Origin of the sequence: Streptomyces bacillaris (genome assembly GCF_003268675.1) — a bacterium.
Taxonomy (GTDB): domain Bacteria; phylum Actinomycetota; class Actinomycetes; order Streptomycetales; family Streptomycetaceae; genus Streptomyces; species Streptomyces bacillaris.
Genome location: NZ_CP029378.1, coordinates 1886079 through 1902361, shown reverse-complemented (window position 1 = coordinate 1902361; position 16283 = coordinate 1886079). Strand labels below are relative to the sequence as shown.

General features: G+C 74.1%; 9 protein-coding genes and 1 pseudogene. 3 read left to right on the top strand and 7 right to left on the bottom strand.

The genetic code is table 11. The features are described 5' to 3' along the window. Positions 1 to 264: 264 nt before the first annotated feature. From DJ476_RS36235 to DJ476_RS07550, 3 genes and pseudogenes are all read left to right on the top strand, one after another. Positions 265 to 4037: pseudogene (locus DJ476_RS36235) on the top strand (serine protease). Positions 4038 to 4083: 46 nt separating this feature from the next. Beyond that, positions 4084 to 5040, top strand: a complete 957-nt coding sequence (locus DJ476_RS07555; protein ID WP_103421464.1) for a bifunctional riboflavin kinase/FAD synthetase — start codon at positions 4084 to 4086, stop codon at positions 5038 to 5040. A gap of 49 nt (positions 5041 to 5089) precedes the next feature. Beyond that, complete coding sequence (locus tag DJ476_RS07550; RefSeq protein WP_112490157.1) at positions 5090 to 6217, top strand: XdhC family protein; 1128 nt, start codon at positions 5090 to 5092, stop codon at positions 6215 to 6217. On the opposite strand, the gene DJ476_RS07545 is transcribed toward DJ476_RS07550, so the two are convergent. The 7 genes from DJ476_RS07545 to DJ476_RS07515 form a co-directional block, all read right to left on the bottom strand. Then, a complete protein-coding gene (locus tag DJ476_RS07545; RefSeq protein ID WP_103421462.1) occupies positions 6214 to 7203 on the bottom strand; it encodes an oligopeptide/dipeptide ABC transporter ATP-binding protein in 990 nt (329 codons plus the stop codon). The two genes, DJ476_RS07550 and DJ476_RS07545, sit on opposite strands and share 4 nt — an antisense overlap. Continuing rightward, positions 7200 to 8255 (bottom strand): ABC transporter ATP-binding protein, encoded by a 1056-nt coding sequence (locus tag DJ476_RS07540; protein WP_112490156.1) that lies wholly within the window; start codon positions 8253 to 8255, stop codon positions 7200 to 7202. The genes DJ476_RS07545 and DJ476_RS07540 overlap by 4 nt, the downstream gene beginning before the upstream one ends. Further along, complete coding sequence (locus tag DJ476_RS07535; RefSeq protein WP_112490155.1) at positions 8252 to 9211, bottom strand: ABC transporter permease; 960 nt, start codon at positions 9209 to 9211, stop codon at positions 8252 to 8254. Before DJ476_RS07535 ends, DJ476_RS07540 begins: the two co-directional genes overlap by 4 nt. A gap of 8 nt (positions 9212 to 9219) precedes the next feature. Further along, on the bottom strand, positions 9220 to 10311 hold the full coding sequence (locus DJ476_RS07530; RefSeq protein ID WP_112490154.1) for an ABC transporter permease: 1092 nt from the start codon (positions 10309 to 10311) through the stop codon (positions 9220 to 9222). A 3-nt stretch (positions 10312 to 10314) separates the two neighbouring features. Then, positions 10315 to 12192, bottom strand: coding sequence for an ABC transporter substrate-binding protein (locus DJ476_RS07525; protein WP_112490153.1), 1878 nt, complete (start codon positions 12190 to 12192; stop codon positions 10315 to 10317). A gap of 196 nt (positions 12193 to 12388) precedes the next feature. Beyond that, a complete protein-coding gene (locus tag DJ476_RS07520; protein ID WP_112490152.1) occupies positions 12389 to 15763 on the bottom strand; it encodes an SCO5717 family growth-regulating ATPase in 3375 nt (1124 codons plus the stop codon). A gap of 271 nt (positions 15764 to 16034) precedes the next feature. Further along, positions 16035 to 16268: a DUF397 domain-containing protein gene (locus tag DJ476_RS07515; RefSeq protein ID WP_026237653.1), complete on the bottom strand. Its 234-nt coding sequence runs from the start codon at positions 16266 to 16268 to the stop codon at positions 16035 to 16037. Positions 16269 to 16283 lie beyond the last annotated feature (15 nt).

Below are 16283 nucleotides of genomic sequence, written 5' to 3'. Positions count from 1 at the left end.
CGGGTGGCGATCTGATCCCCTGACCATGGAGAGACCTGGCCCTTCGGACCAGGTGGAGACCTGATCTCCGGATCATGTGGAGCGGGCACCCACCCCCCACCGGTGCCCGCTCCACCTTCCCCCACCCCGGGACCATCCCTGCTCCGTCCAGGTCACGGCTATTCACCCCATTGGACGGGCGCTCGGAGTGAATACCGGGGGCGCGGGGGGCGCTTTCGCCGTCCGCGCTACGCCGTACGATCACCGGCGGCCTACGGTCGGACCATGGGCAGTGGGGACCGGTCGACGCTGGTGAGAATCTGTGATCAGGCCGGCCGGCCGCGGGGGACGGGATTCGTCGCGGACGACCGCGGCACGGTCGTCACCGCCCACCAGGCCACCACTGCCCCCGGCCCGTACCTCCTGCACGGCACCGACGGCCGCACCTGTTCCGTCGGCCCCGACGACATCACCCCGCTCCCCGCCCTCGGCCTTGCCCTCCTGCGTACGGGCGGCTCCGGGACGCTCGACGTGGAGCCGCTGCCCATCGCCGTACGGGAGCGGATCGAGCCCGGGAGTTACGTCGGGATCGCCGCCCACGGCCGCCGCGAGGCCCGGGTCCTCGGCACGGCCCCCGCCACCTATACCGCCCCGGACGGCGCCCATCCGGTCCCGGCCGCCCTGGAGCTGGCCCTCGGTACCGACGGGCGCGACGCCCTGCGCTCGGGCGGCGCGGCCATCGGGGGACCGGTCACGGACCCGGCCACGGGCGCGGTCCTCGGCCTCCTCTGCACCGCCCTCACCACCCCGTACGAGTCCGCCGGGCTCGCCCTGCCCCTCCCACGCGGCGCCGACGCCGCCCTCGACGCCCTCCTCGCCCGCAACGCCACCGCCGCCCCCGCCTACGGCCCCGACCTCAACCTCGCCGGGGCCCTCCAGCTCACCGCCACCTCCGTCGGCTCGGCGGACGGGCCCGAGCCGCGCACCGTCCCCGTCGAGCGCGAGGACATCCACGCGGAGTTCACCGCCTTCGAAGCCGGTACGGCCACGGTCCTGGGTCTTGTCGGCGGACCCGGCACCGGCCGCACCACCGAGCTGGCCGCCCTCGCCGCCCGCCGGGCCGACCGGGGGGCGCCCGCCCCCACCCTCTGGCTGCGCGGCGCCGACCTGCTCGCCGACGACACCTCCGTGGCGGACGCGGCCGACCGCACGCTGACCCGCTCGGCCCGGATCGTCGCCGCCGCCGGGGCCCTCGGGGACATGGCGACGGCCACCGCCGAGCGCGTCGCCCGCCTCGCCGCCGACGCGGGCCACCCCCTCCTCGTGGTCCTCGACGGCCCCGAGGAGATGCCGCCGCTGCTGGCCCACCGGCTGGCCGAATGGACGGCGGGCACCGCCCGCTGGCTGCGCGAGCACCGCGTCCGGCTCGTCGTCGCCTGCCGCCCCGAGCACTGGGAGACCGCCGGGGCCCTCCACCCGCCGGACGCCCTGCACCGCCCCCGCCGCCCCGCCCGCGGCCTCCCGCCCTCGCTGCGCCTGGCCGACCTCACCCGGGCCCAGGCCGAACAGGCGCGGGAGCGGTTCGACATCCCGCCGCACGCCCTCGCCCCGGGCCACGACCGGCACCCGCTCACCCTGCGGCTGCTCGCGGAGGTCCGCGAGGCCCTGCCGCCCGGCGTCCAGGGCCGCCCCGACACGGAGGACGTCTTCGGCGCCCACCTGGACCTGATGTGCGTGCGCATCGCGGTCCGGATCGCGGCCGCCGCCGGTGAGCAGCCCCGGGGCACCGCCGTACGCCGGCTGGCCGCCCGGGTCGCGGGCCAGGTCCACGAGGCGGCCCGCCGCTGTCTGGGCCCGGGCCAGGGGGAGCTGGACCGGGAGGCGTTCGAGGAGATCTTCCCCTGGCGCACCGGGTGGGCCTCGGCCGTGCTCACGGAGGGGCTCCTCGTCCCGGCAGGGGCCGGATACCGCTTCGCCCACGAGGAGCTGGGCGACTGGGTCCAGGGCGCGCACCTGGACCTGGACGCGGCCCTGCGCTCCCTGGTGCACCGCTGGCACCGGGGGAGCGGGGGGCGTGGGGCGCGCGCTGCCGGTGGGGGGCCGGTGCCGGTACTGCCGTTCGGCCCGGTACCGCGGGCGGGCCCGGTGTCGGCGCGGCGCTCGGCCCGGACCGGATGGCGTACCGGAGGAGGAGGGGCGGGCCGGACCCGTTGGCGGGTTCCCACGCCCCCGGGGAGCCGCGCTTCGGTGACGAGCCGTCTGCGGGCGCCGAGGAACCCCGCTCCCTCCCCGTGCCCCGGCACCGGATCGGGCCGGTGATCCAGGCGATGGTGCTCCTCGGCCGCCGCCAGGGCACCGCCGCCCTCGCGCACCGGATGGCCGACCTGATCGAGGCGCTGGACCGGCTGTGGACGTACGAGGGGCAGCAGGGCGAAAGCCCCCGCCGCGGGCCCCGGGACGAGGACGCCGCCTGGTGGGCGGCGCACCTGCTCGCCGGAAGCCTGCTCCGGGTGCCCGACGCCCGCCCGTATCTGGGCGTCCTCCGGGTCCTCGCCGGCCGGATCACCCGGTGCTCGGCCGCCGCCGGGGGACCGGCGGGCCCGGGGGCGTACGGGGAGTTCGGCCCCTGGTTCTGGCGGCGGCTCCGGCTGCCCGAGGAGGACCGGATCGACCTCCTCCGCCGTCTGGTACCTGCCGACGGGGTGCCCCGCACCGACGGCGACGAGCGGTACCTCGACGCGGTGGCCCGCCGCCTGGGCTACGACCCCTCCACCGTGCAGCCGCTGCTCTGCCGCTGGTTCACCGACGAGCGCCCGCTGCTGTTCGCCGGCGGCGCCCCCGAAGCCCCCGGCGCCCCCGAAGCACCGGAGGAGGGGCGCCTGCGCCCCACCGTGGCCGACGCCGCGCAGGCCCTGCTCTACGCCCGCCGGGACCTGGCCGTCGACGATCTGACCGACGCCCTGATCGCCACCCCGCACACCCGGGCCGGTGAGCTGCTCGCCGCCCTCGCGGAGGACGAGCCCACCGCGCTCTGCCGGGCCGTCGAGCGGTGGGCCCGGGACGAGGACCGCCCGGCCCGCCGCTCCGCCGCCGCCCGGTACGCCGGACTGCTCCAGCCCCGGATCACCGCCGAGGGCGACCGGGCGCTGCTCAGGTCCGCCGCCGAGATCCTGGTGGGGCGCCCGGCGGACCGGGAGCTGCACCCGGCCGCCCTCACCCTCCTCGTCCGGGACCCCAAGTCGCGGGGCCGCCACCTCCCGCAGGCCCTCCGCCTCTTCGCCCACGGTGAGCCCGGTCTCACCGTGGAGCTGCTCGCGGAGGTCTTCCCGGCCCACCCCGAGCCGGTCCTCGCCGCCCTCCGCGCCCGCCTGGCCCACCCGGGCGACGGAGCGGCGGCGGTGCTGCGGGCCCTCGCCGGGCTCGACACCCCCGCACTCGCGCTGCACGTCGCCGGGCTGGTACGCGAGTACATCGACGCCCACCCCGACGACGGCACCCACGCCGCCGAGTACGTGGACCTCCGCCTGGAACACGGCCCCGCCGCCCGCGCCCTGCTGCTGCCCCTGGTCACGGGCCTGCTCCGGGACCGCCCCGCCCCGCCCCCCGTACGCGCCGCCCTCGCCCGGGTCCTCGCCGGGGCCGGGTCCACCGCCTCCCGGCCGCTGCGGGCCGAGCTGCTGGAGGTCCTGCTGGAGTTCGAGGGGACCACCGGACGCGACCCGGACGTGCTGGACGCCCTCCTCCGGGCCGCCGCCGACGGGGCCCACGGCCGCCCCGAGATCCGCACGCGCGCGCTCGTCCACCGCACCGGCATGCTCCTCGTCCGCACCCCCGAAGGCGCCGTCCGCTTCGACCGCCGCCTGGTCGAACTCGCCCGTGACGTGCCCGGATTCGCCGCCCTCGTCCTCCGCTGGCTCACCGACGCCCCGCAGGAGTGGGCCGCGGTGGTCGGCCCCAGCGCCCGGCACACCGTGGAGGCGTTGGAGACATCACGTCAGGCGATGCCGATGCCGATGCAGGCGGCGGGGCGTGAGCATGGCAGTCTTAGACCTGCGTAACGGCACACCTACACACGTACACAGGTTCGGGCGAGGAGCGGTCACAGTGCAGCGCTGGCGTGGCTTGGAGGACATCCCCCAGGACTGGGGACGCAGCGTCGTCACCATCGGCTCCTACGACGGCGTGCACCGCGGACACCAGCTGATCATCGGCCGGGCCGTCGAGCGCGCCCGTGAGCTGGGAGTCCCGTCCGTCGTGGTCACCTTCGACCCGCACCCCAGCGAGGTCGTCCGCCCCGGCAGCCACCCGCCGCTGCTGGCCCCGCACCACCGCCGCGCCGAACTCATGGCGGAGCTGGGCGTGGACGCGGTGCTGATCCTGCCGTTCACCGCGGAGTTCTCGAAGCTGTCGCCCGCCGACTTCATCGTGAAGGTCCTGGTCGACAAGCTCCACGCCAAGGCCGTCATCGAGGGCCCCAACTTCCGCTTCGGCCACAAGGCCGCCGGAAACGTGGCCCTGCTCACCGAGCTGGGCGCCACCTACGACTACGGCGTCGAGGTCATCGACCTGTTCGTGACCGGTGAGGCCGGCGGCGGGCAGCCGTTCTCCTCCACTCTCACCCGCCGCCTGGTCGCGGAGGGCGATGTCACGGGCGCCGCCGAGATCCTCGGCCGCCCGCACCGGGTGGAGGGCATCGTGGTGCGCGGCGCCCAGCGCGGCCGCGAGCTGGGCTTCCCCACGGCCAACGTGGAGACCCTCCCGCACACGGCGATCCCGGCCGACGGCGTCTACGCGGGGTGGCTGGAGGTGGAGGGCGAGTCGATGCCCGCCGCCATCTCGGTCGGCACCAACCCGCAGTTCGACGGCACCGAGCGCACGGTGGAGGCGTACGCGATCGACCGCGTCGGCCTCGACCTGTACGGGCTGCACGTGGCCGTCGACTTCCTCGCCTACGTCCGCGGGATGCTGAAGTTCGACACGATCGACGACCTCCTGGTGGCGATGGCCGCCGATGTGAAGCGGTGCGGCGAGCTGATCGCCGCCTACGACCGCACCCACTGACGCACCCCTTCCCCGTGCACCCGGCCCGGGGACGGCGGATGCTGGCAGGGTGCGCGACATCCTGCCCGGCCTCCGCTCCCGCTGCGCCGCCGGTACGCCCCTCGCCCTGGCGACCGTCGTCGCCGTGCACGGCAGCGCGCCCCGCGACCCGGGCGCGGTCATGGCCGTCGACGCGGAGGGCACCGTGCTCGGCAGCGTCTCCGGGGGCTGTGTCGAGGCCGATGTGTACGAGGTCGCCCGCGAGGTGCTCGCCGGGGCGGGGCCGCGCGTGGTCCCGTACGGGATCAGCGACGACGAGGCGTTCGGCGTCGGGCTGACGTGCGGCGGCACGATCGAGGTGCTGGTGCGCGCGTACGCCTCCGGAGCCGAGCTGGCCGACCTCGCGGCCCTGCTCGACCTGCTCGCCGCCGATGTGCCGGTCGCGGAGGCCACCGTTCTGTCCGGTGCGGCGGAGACCGGCGCCCGCATGGTGGTCCGGGCCACCGGCGTACACGGCACTCTCGGTACGGAGGGGCTCGACGCGGCCGTCACGGACGACGCCCGGGGCCTGCTGGAGCAGGGCCTCACCGGCATCCAGTGGTACGGGGCGCGCGGCCAGCGCCGGATGGCGGAGGTCGCGGTCTTCGTCCGGTCCCACACCCCGCCGCCCCGCATGCTCGTCTTCGGCGCCATCGACCACGCGGCGGCCACCGCCCGCATCGGCTCCTTCCTCGGCTACCGGGTCACCGTCTGCGACGCCCGCCCCGCCTTCGCCACCCGGGAACGCTTCCCGACCGCCGACGAGGTGGTGTGCGCCTGGCCGCACGACTATCTGGAGGCGACCGGGGTCGACGCCCGCACGGTGATCTGTGTCCTCACCCACGACCCGAAGTTCGACGTGCCCCTGCTCCTCGCGGCCCTGCGCACCCCCGCCGCGTACATCGGTGTCATGGGCAGCCGCCGCACCCACGACGACCGCCTCGCCCGGCTCCGCGAGGCCGGGGTGGACGAGGCGCACCTGTCCCGCCTCGCCTCACCCGTGGGCCTCGACCTCGGAGCCCGTACGCCGGAGGAGACGGCGGTCTCCATCGCCGCCGAGATCATCCAGCACCGCTGGGGCGGCACGGGGCGCCCGCTGGGCGAGCTGACGGGGGCGATCCACCACGGGGCACCCCCCAGCGCTGAGCCTCGTCCCTAGGCCCGATCGCCGCACGCCGCCGCCCAGTGGCACGCCACCTGGGCCTCCCCGCCGCCGTTCAGCACCGGCAGGTTCACCGTGCGGCACGCCTCCGCCACCCCGGCCCGCTCCGCCGCGCCCGAGGCGAGGACCTGGCAGCGGACGTGGAAGCGGCAGCCGGACGGGACCTTCGAGGGGTCCGGGGGCTCGCCGGTCAGGACGACCGGTTCGCCCTCCGCCTCCGGGAGGACGGACAGCAGGGCCTGGGTGTACGGGTGCCGAGGGGCCGTGAGCAGCTGCTCGACCGGGCCGGTCTCGACGATCCGGCCGAGGTACATCACCGCCACCCGGTCAGCGATGTTCCACGCGAGCCCCAGGTCATGGGTGACGACGAGCGCCGAGAGGCCCAGTTCGTCACGGAGGCGCAGGAGGAGGGCCAGGATCTCGCCCCGTACCGACGCGTCCAGCGACGCCACCGGTTCGTCGGCCACGATCAGCTCCGGCTCCAGGACCAGGGCCCCGGCGATCACCACGCGCTGGCGCTGGCCGCCCGACAGCTCGTGCGGGTAGCGCAGGAAGAACCGCTCGGGCGGTCGCAGCCCGGCCCGGGAGAGGGCTTCCGAGACGGCCGCCCGCTCGTCGCCCGCGTACCCGTGGATGCGCAGGCCCTCGGCTACCGCGTCGTACACCGTGTGGCGCGGGTTGAGCGAGCCGCTGGGGTCCTGGAGCACCAGCTGCACGCGCTTCCGGTACGCCTTCAGCGCCCGGCCCGCGTAGTCCAGCGGGGCTCCGGCGAAGGTGACCCGGCCGGCGGTGGGCGGGACCAGGCCGAGCAGCGAGCGGGCGAGCGTCGTCTTGCCGCACCCCGACTCACCGACCAGCGCCACGATCTCGCCGGGCCGGATGTCGAGATCGACGCCGTCGACCGCGCGGGCGGTGGCGGCCCCGCGCCGGCCGGGGAAGGAGACCTTCAGGGCTTCGGCGCTGAGGAGAGGGACTGTGCTCATGCGGTGTTCCTCGAATCGTCGGTCGCGGGAGTGTCCACCAGCACGCACGCCGCCCGCCGCTCGCCCCCGGCCTCCCGCAGCTCCTGGTCCTCCGTGGCGCAGGAGTCCAGGGCCACCGGGCAGCGCGGGTGGAACGTACAGCCGCCCGGCAGCGCCGCCGGGTCCGGCGGGTCGCCCGGCAGACCGCGCGGGGCGCGCCGGGAGGCCAGGTCGCCGATCCTCGGGAAAGCGGCGGAGAGCGCCCGGCCGTACGGGTGGCGGGCCTCCGCGTACACCTGCCGGGCCGGGCCCTCCTCGACGACCCGGCCCGCGTACATCACCGAGAGCCGGTCGCAGGTGTCCGCCAGCACCGCCAGGTCGTGGCTGATCATGATGAGCCCCACGTCCTGGTCGGCCACCAACTGCTCGATCAGCCGCAGGATCTGGGCCTGGATCATCACGTCCAGGGCCGTCGTCGGCTCGTCCGCGATGATCAGGCGTGGGTCGCAGGCGAGCGCCATCGCGATCATCACGCGCTGGCGCTGGCCGCCCGACAGCTCGTGCGGATACGCCTGGGCGCGGGCGGCGGGCAGGCCGACCTGCTCCAGCAGCTCCCCGGCGCGCCTGCGGGCGGCGGCCGGGGTGGCCTTGGCGTTGTGCAGCAGGATCGGTTCCGCGATCTGGTCCCCGACCCGGTGGACCGCGTTGAGCGAGTGCATCGCGCCCTGGAAGACGATCGACGCGCCCGCCCAGCGGACCGCCCGCAGCCGCCCCCACTTCATGGTGAGGACGTCCTCCCCGTCGAGCAGGATCTCCCCGGTGAGCTTCGCCGTCGCGGGCAGCAGCCGCAGCAGCGCGAGGGCCAGTGTCGACTTGCCGCAGCCGGACTCCCCGGCGATCCCGAGCTTCTGCCCGGCTTCCACCCGGAGATCGACGCCTCGTACGGCCGGGACGGTGCCGCCGTACGTGACGGTCAGGTTCCGCACCTCCAGCAGCGGCGGGTCACCGACCGGTTTCGAGAGATCGGGCGACGCGGACGGCTCCGGGCCGGTCGTGGTGGTCGTGGCCGTCAACGGGACACCCCCAGCTTCGGGTTGAGCACGGCCTCGATGGCCCGGCCGCAGAGCGTGAAGGCGAGCGCGACCACGGCGATGGCGAGTCCGGGCGGGGCGAGGTACCACCAGTTGCCCGAGCTGACCGCCCCCGCCTCCCGGGCGTCCTGGAGCAGCCCGCCCCAGGACACGATCGTGGGATCGCTCAGCCCGAGGAAGGCGAGGGTGGCCTCGGTGAGGATGGCGGTGGAGATCACCAGCGTGGTCTGGGCGAGCACCAGCGGCATCACGTTCGGCAGGACATGGCGGGACATGATGTGCCCGTGCCCGCCGCCGAGCGCCCGCGAGCGTTCGATGTACGGGCGGGACTCGACCGAGAGCGTCTGCGCCCGCACCAGCCGGGCGGTGGTCGGCCAGGTCGTCACGCCGATCGCGAGGATCGTCGTCCAGATCGACCGGGAGAGCACCGTGGCCAGGGCGATGGCCAGGACGAGCGTCGGCATCACCAGGAACCAGTCGGTGATCCGCATGACGACCGTGGCGTACCAGCCCTTGAAGTGGCCCGCCGTGATCCCGATCAGGGTCCCGATCGCCACGGAGAGGAAGGCGGCGAGCAGGCCGACGGTGAGTGAGACCCGGGTGCCCCAGAGCATCAGGGCCAGCAGGCTGCGCCCGAACTGGTCGGTGCCGAGCGGGAACTGGCCGCTGGGTGCCTCCATGGGGCCGCCCGGCGCATCGGTCACGCTCTTCGAGTCGGCCCCCACCAGGAGCGGGGCGGTTAGCGCCAGCAGGGCGATGACCACGAGCACGGCGAGGCCGACGAGACCGGCGCGGTGGGTGCGGTACTGCTGCCAGAAGCGGAGGGCGGCCTGCCGGCGCCGGGCCCGGGTGAGGGCGCGCGGGCTGTCCGCCCGTACGGCTTCGGGCGGGCCGGAGGGCTTCTCCGTGGGCTCCGGGGGCTCCTGGTGTTTCTCCATGGACGTCGTCATCGGCCCACCCGGGGATCGAGCAGCGGATAGATCACATCGGCCAGCGTGTTCATCAGGATCACCGCGGAGGCGAAGACGAAGAACAGCGCCTGCACCAAGGGCAGGTCCGGCACGCTCAGCGCCTGGTAGAAGAGGCCGCCGAGCCCCGGCCAGGAGAAGACCGTCTCCACCAGGATCGCCCCGGCCACCGTCGTGCCGAGGTTCACGAAGAGCAGCGTCACCGTCGGCAGCATCGCGTTCGGCACGGCGTGCTTCCGGCGGACGAGGTCGTCCCGCAGCCCCTTGGCCCTGGCTGTCGTCAGGTAGTCGCTGCCCATCTCGTCCAGCAGCGAGGAGCGCATCACCAGCAGCGTGCGCGCGTACTCCACCGCGACCAGCGTGATGACGGGCAGCACCATGTGGTGCGCGATGTCGAGTACGCGGTCGAAGCCGGTGGTGGAGCCGGACTCCATGCCGCCGGTCGGGAAGAGCCCGGGGATCGGGCCGATACCGACCGACAGGGTGATGATCAGGAGCAGGCCGAGCCAGAACGACGGCACCGAGTAGAGCGTCAGCGCGAACGCCGTGTTGGCCCGGTCCCCGGCGGCGCCGTTGCGCCAGGCCGAGCGGGAGCCCAGCCAGATGCCGAGCAGGGTGTAGATCACGAACGCGGTGCCGGTGAGCAGCAGGGTCGCGGGCAGCGCCTCGGTGATCTTGTCCATGACGGGGGCCCGGAACTGGTACGACGTACCGAAGTCGCCGGTCAGGGCCTTGCCGCAGTACTGCGTGAACTGCTGCCAGAGCGGCAGGTCGAGCCCGAACTCACGGCGCATCGCCGCGATCTGCTCGGTCGACACCTGACGGCCGCCGGTCATCTGCTTGACCGGGTCGCCCGGGATCAGCCGGAAGAGGAAGAAGCTGGTGACGAGGACGGCGAAGAGGGAGACGGCCGCCCCGGCCAGCTTCCCCGCCGCGTAGCGGAGGTAGGCGGCCGTGGTGCGGGAGCGCGGGGAGCGGGCCGGCGGCCCGGCCGGAGCCGGGCCGCCGGATGCGGTGCTCTCCACACCCGCCGCGCCTTTGACCAGCGCGGGAGTGGATTCTGAGCTCATGGACTATTCACGGTCTTCCGCGGTCGAGCGGCGGCGCATGGCGAACAGCAGTCCGCCACCGACGAGGACGACGACGGCGATCCCGACCCCGACGAGCACCCCGGTGGAGGAGCCACCGGAGTCGGAGGAGGCCGACGAGGAGGCGCCCGCGGCCGGAACCGCCGACCACCAGCTCCAGTAGCCGTCCTGGCCGTAGATGTTGCCTCCGTCCGACGGCATGGTGGTGATGGACTCGATGTGGTCGGTGCGGTAGGCCTCGACGGCATTCGGGTACGCCATGACGTTCATGTACCCGGTGTCGTACAGCCGCGACTCCAGTTGCCGGACAAGTTCCGCCCGCTTGGCGGGGTCGTACTCGGCCAGTTGCTTCTTGTACAGCTCGTCGTACTGCTGGTCGCAGATGAAGTTGTCGGTCGCCGCCGACTCCTTCGCCTTGGCGGGCAGCGCGGCGCAGGTGTGGATGGAGAGGACGAAGTCGGGGTCCGGGTTGACGGACCAGCCGTCGAAGGCGAGGTCGTACTCACCCGCGTACCAGGGGTCCGAGACGTTGTCGAGGCAGTCGACCTTCAGCCCGATGCCCAGGTCGCCCCACCACTCCTGGAGGTACTTGCCGATCGCCTTGTCGTTGGGGTCGGTGGCGTGGCAGAGGATCCGGAAGTCCAGCGGCCTGCCGTCCTCGCCGACGCGCTTGCCCGCGCTGTTCTTCCGGTACCCGGCCTCGTCCAGCAGGGCGGCGGCCGCCGCCGGGTCGTAGGAGAGCTTCTGCTCGGCCGACGGCTTCCAGAAGTAGTCCGCGAAGCGCGGCGGGATGTACCCCTCGCCCTCCACGGCGTGGCCCTGGAAGACCTTGTCGATGATCGTCTTCCGGTCGACCGAACGGAACAGTGCGTGGCGCACCTTCTGGTCCAGCAGCGCCGGATGCCCGTCACCGAACTTCTGGCCGTCCTTGGTACGGGCTCCGGGGTTGACGGCGAGCGCGAAGAATCGGCGGCCCGGGGCGTCGTTCACCTTGATGTCCGGGGCGTTCTCCAGCGAGGCGGACTGGGCCGGGGTCAGGCTGGGGCTGCCCGCGACGAAGGAGACCTCACCCTTGCGCAGGGCGGCGACGGCCGCGTCCTGGTCCTTGTAGTAGCGGAAGACCAGCTCGTCGAACTTGGGCGCGCCGCGCCAGAAGTCCTTGTTGGCCTTGAGCTTCACATAGCTGTCGACCTTGTAGTCCGTCAGGATGAACGGACCGTTCCCGACGATGGGGAAGTCCTTGTCGTTGTTGAACTTGGAGAAGTCGTCGACCTTCTCCCAGACGTGCTTCGGGACGATCGGCACGTCCAGCGCCGCCATGGTGGCCTGCGGCTCCTTGAGCCTGATGACCAGCTTGTCCTTGCTGGGTGCGGTCACCTCCTCGAAGTTGCCGACGAAGCTGCCGTTGGAGGTGGCCGCCCCCTCGTCGGTCATCATCTTGTTGAAGGTCCAGGCCGCGTCCTCGGCGGTGGCCTGCTGCCCGTCGGACCACTTCGAGTCCGACCGGATCGTGTACGTCCACGTCAGCTTGTCCTCGGACGGCTCCCAGGCGGTGGCGAGCCCCGGGATCGCCCGGCTGTCCTTGGCGTCGTAGTTGGTCAGGTAGTCGTACATGAGCCGGTGGATGCTCGTGCTCAGCAGCCGCTGGGCGAGGAACGGGCTCAGCGAGTCGACGCTCTGCGCGACGGCGACCGTGAGCGTCGTCTTCCCGTCGTCGGCGCGGGCCTCGGAGGGCACCGGCGCGAGCGGGTTTCCCGGGACGACGGCCCCGGCGGTGAGCGCCAGGGCGGCCGCGCCCGAGGCCAGCAGCGTACGCAGACGCCTGCCGGGCCGGGGGGTGCGGGAGGAGACTCTTGTGACCATGGACGGTGACCTCGCGTCATCACTCGCTTGAGAAGGCGGGTTGATCTCTGGTTCGCCAGTTGGTGAAGCGAAGGTCTATCAGCGGTCGGGAGGCTCGTCAACGGTCCGTCAAACCGCGTGTGTACTGCGGAAACAGCCCAAAGGGCCCGCACCGCGCGAGCGGTACGGGCCCTCATTGGTCTACACCTCTAACGCCTCACTGGTGAGGAGCCTGCGGTGGCTGCGGAGGCGTCTGCTGCCGGCCCCCGGGCGGCACCGGACCCTTCAGATCGGCCCGGCCCTCCGGGTCGTCCGGACCACCCGGCTGCCCCTGCGGCGGGGCTGCGGGCCCCGGTCCACCCGATTGGGCCCGCGGGTCACCTGTTTGGGCCCCGGGGTGGTGCGGTGCGCCGGGCGCGGGCTGGTGCGGTGCTCCGGGGTGGGGGTGGTTCGGCGCTCCGGGCTGGGCGTGCGGAGGTGTTCCCGGCTGGGCGTGCTGGGGCGTGCCCGGCTGGGCCTGCGGGGGGAGCGGCTGCCAGCCGTTCTGCGGTCCGGCCGCCGGGCCGGGCTGCGGGGGGTAGGGCTGCTGCGGGGGCTGCGGTGCGCCCGGCTGTCCGGCCGCCTGATATCCCCCGTACGGCGGCTGCGGCTGGCCGGGGTAGGGGGGCTGGCCGGGGTGTCCCGGCATCGGCTGGCTGGGCTGACCGGGGTGGCCTTGCTGACCAGGGTGACCGGGGTGGCCTTGCTGACCGGGCTGGCCAGGGTACGGCTGCTGGTAGGGCCGGCCGGGGCCGGGCTGCTGGGGGGCGTACGGCTGCTGCCCGCCGGGGCCCGGCTGCTGCTGGGGCGGGTAGGGCTGCTGCTGCGGTACACCGGGGTGCTGCGGGGTGTGGCCCTGCTGACCGGGGGCCGTCTGGCCCGGGGCCTGACCGGGCACGGGCGCGCCCGGCACCTGACCCGGCATCTGCTGGCCCGGGATCTGCCCCGGCATCGGCTGGCCCGGGACCGGGTAGCCCTGTTGGCCCGGCAGCGGCGGGGCGTACTGCGGGGGCGGGTTCTGCCCGTCCGAGGTCCACAGCCCCTGCTGCTGCTGGGCGCGGGCGAAGTCCTCCGCGACGAGGGCCGAGAGGTTGAAGTACGCCTCCCGCGTCTTCGGCCGCATCATGTCGAGGTCGACCTCGGCGCCCGCCGCCAGGTGCTCGTCGAACGGGACGACCACGACACCCCGGCAGCGCGTCTCGAAGTGCTGCACGATGTCGTCGACCTTGATCATCTTGCCGGTCTCGCGGACCCCCGAGATGACGGTGATCGACCGCTGCACCAGCTCCGCGTACCCGTGCGCCGAGAGCCAGTCCAGCGTGGTGGAGGCGCTGGAGGCACCGTCGACCGAGGGCGTGGAGATGATGATCAGCTGGTCGGCCAGGTCCAGCACCCCGCGCATCGCGCTGTAGAGGAGGCCGGTGCCCGAGTCGGTGAGGATGATCGGGTACTGCTTGCCGAGCACGTCGATCGCGCGCCGGTAGTCCTCGTCGTTGAACGTCGTGGAGACGGCCGGGTCCACGTCGTTGGCGATGATCTCCAGACCGGAGGGCGCCTGCGAGGTGAACCGCCGGATGTCCATGTACGAGTTGAGGTACGGGATCGCCTGGACCAGGTCGCGGATGGTCGCCCCGGTCTCGCGGCGCACCCGGCGCCCCAGCGTGCCCGCGTCCGGGTTGGCGTCGATGGCGAGGATCTTGTCCTGCCGCTCGGTGGCCAGGGTGGAGCCCAGCGCGGTCGTGGTGGTGGTCTTGCCGACGCCGCCCTTGAGGCTGATGACGGCGATGCGGTAGCAGGAGAGCACCGGCGTACGGATCAGCTCCAGCTTGCGCAGCCGCTCGGCCTCCTCCTTCTTGCCGCCCAGCTTGAACCGGGAGGCGGCGGAGGGGTTCCGGCTGCTCTTCGCCTTCTGCTTGCCGCGCATGAGCCGGTCGGAGGACAGCTCGACGGCCGCCGTGTAGCCCAGCGGCGCGCCCGGCACGGAACGCTCGCGCTGGTCGTGCGTGACCGGGGTGGGCCAGGCGCCACCTGCACGCGGGTCGACGGGCGGCTGCCCCGGGTGCTGTCCCTGCTGCTGGCCGTGCTGTGGGCCGTGCTGTTGGTACGGCTCCGGCTGCTGCGGGGTGGTGGGGGCGGCGGGCGCGGGCAGGTTGGGCGTTGCCTGCGCGGGGAGGGGGGCCGACTGCTGGTGCTGCTGTTGCTGGGGTGTGTCGGCGGCCGGGGCCTGGGGCGGCTGGGGCTGCGGGAAGCCGTAACCTCCCGGCCCCGGGGTGCCTTGCGGGAAGCCGTAACCGCCGGGCCCCGGAGCGCCCTGGGGGAAGCCGTAGCCCCCCGCGCCCTGGGGAGCCTGAGGTGCCTGAGGTGCCTGGGGGTGGGCCTGCGGTGGCAGGGGGGCGCCGCCCGGAGCGGCCGGTGCGCCATGCGGGCCCTGGCCGGGGAGCTGGTGGGGCGGCTGGGGTGCCTGCTGCTGAGGCGCCTGCGGGAAGCCGTAGCCCCCGGGAGCCTCGGCGGGCGGCACGGGCGCGGGCCACTGGGCCGCGGGCTGCGGTGCGATGGGCTGGGGCGTGGCCGGCTGGAAGGCGGGCGGCAGCGGCGGCAGCGCGTTCTCGTCGGCGGGCGCGGACCACGGCACCGGCGCGGCCGAGGCCTGCGGTGCGGGCAGGGCGGCGGACGGTGCGGTGGGCGACTCTGCGGGCGGGGCGCCCTCGGGAGCCGCGTCTTCGGGAGTCGCGTTTCCGGGAGCCGCGTCCTGCGGTACGGCGTCGGCGGGGGCGTCGCCGCTGTCCGCCGTGGCGTCCGCCTTGTCGTCGGATGCGGCCACGTCGGTGGCGTCCGCCGACTTCGGCTCGTCCGCTTCGGCCGACACCTTGGTGCCGGCGTCGGTGTCCGTGTCGGAGTCCCCGGTCACCGAGTGGTCGGCGGGGGCCGGATCGGAGCCCGTACCGTCGGCGGCCGTGGAACTCGCCTCCGTACGGGAGGAGCCCGCACCCTCCTCCGTACGGGAAGCCTCCGCCGCCGCCTCGCGCTCAGCGATCTCCCGCTTCAGGGCGGCCGGCGAGAACCGCATCGTGGCACCGCTCTCCACGTCGCCACCCCCGAACGTGCCCGGGTCGTCACCGGCCCCCTCGGCAGAGGCGGCGGGTGCGGCGGGTGCGGCCGGGGTGGCAGGAGGCGTGGGCGCACCGGGAACAACGGGCCCGACCGGATCGGCGGGCGCGTCCGCCACAGGCGCGGCCGGAGCCGCAGAAGGGACGGACGGGACATCCGGAGCCGACGAGGTCGGCGGGGCCGGGGGAGCAGGCGCCCAGTTGGGGTCGAAGCCGCCCGGGGACGGCTGTGCCGGTACGGACACGGGAGCCCCGTGCGGCGGCGGAGGCGGGGCCAGATGGGAGCCCGCGCCGCCCGACGAATCCCCCGCCGCGTTCTGCGTGTACCAGGCGGGAGGGGTGTAGTCGATGGTGAACTCACCCGTCATCTCGGCGGGATCCGCGTCGGACGACTCGTCGACGGGCGTGTTCCATCCGCCGCGGATCTCGTCCCGATCGCTGTTCACTGTGCCTCCTGGTGTGGTCGAGCACCCTTGTGCCGTGGTGGGTGGGGGCGACCGGTCTCATGGGCCCGGTACGCCCGGCTCTCCCCCTTGCGACGCGCACAACCCGCTCGCAGGTTTCTTCTGCCGCGCCCCACCCACCCTAATCGCCATCGGGGGCACTCCGGCAGGCCGTACCGCCCGGCAAAGAACGGCGAAGAACGGCAAGAGCGGCAGAGAACGGCGAAGGGTGGCGGCCGGGCCCGGCCGCCACCCCGCGTACCGCCGACGGCGCCTACTTGAGGTCGAACTCACCGTCGCGCGCACCCAGGACGAACGCCCGCCACTCCGCCTCCGTGTACCGCAGGACGGTGTCGGGGTCCAGGGAGGAGCGCATGGCGACCGCGCCACCGGGCAGATGAGCGATCTCGACGCGCTCCTCCTCCTGCTCGGTGCCGGGTGCGCACAGCCACTCCACGCCCGAGATGTCCAGAGCGTAGAGCTCGTCCTTTTCCTGCTGGGTGCCCATGCCGGCGTCCCTTCC

Coding starts and splice junctions, on each gene's coding strand:
- DJ476_RS07545 (WP_103421462.1), bottom strand. CDS start 7,203: ATGAGCACAGTCCCTCTCCTCAGCGCCGAAGCCCTGAAGGTCTCCTTC.
- DJ476_RS07535 (WP_112490155.1), bottom strand. CDS start 9,211: ATGGAGAAACACCAGGAGCCCCCGGAGCCCACGGAGAAGCCCTCCGGC.
- DJ476_RS07530 (WP_112490154.1), bottom strand. CDS start 10,311: ATGAGCTCAGAATCCACTCCCGCGCTGGTCAAAGGCGCGGCGGGTGTG.
- DJ476_RS07525 (WP_112490153.1), bottom strand. CDS start 12,192: ATGGTCACAAGAGTCTCCTCCCGCACCCCCCGGCCCGGCAGGCGTCTG.
- DJ476_RS07515 (WP_026237653.1), bottom strand. CDS start 16,268: ATGGGCACCCAGCAGGAAAAGGACGAGCTCTACGCTCTGGACATCTCG.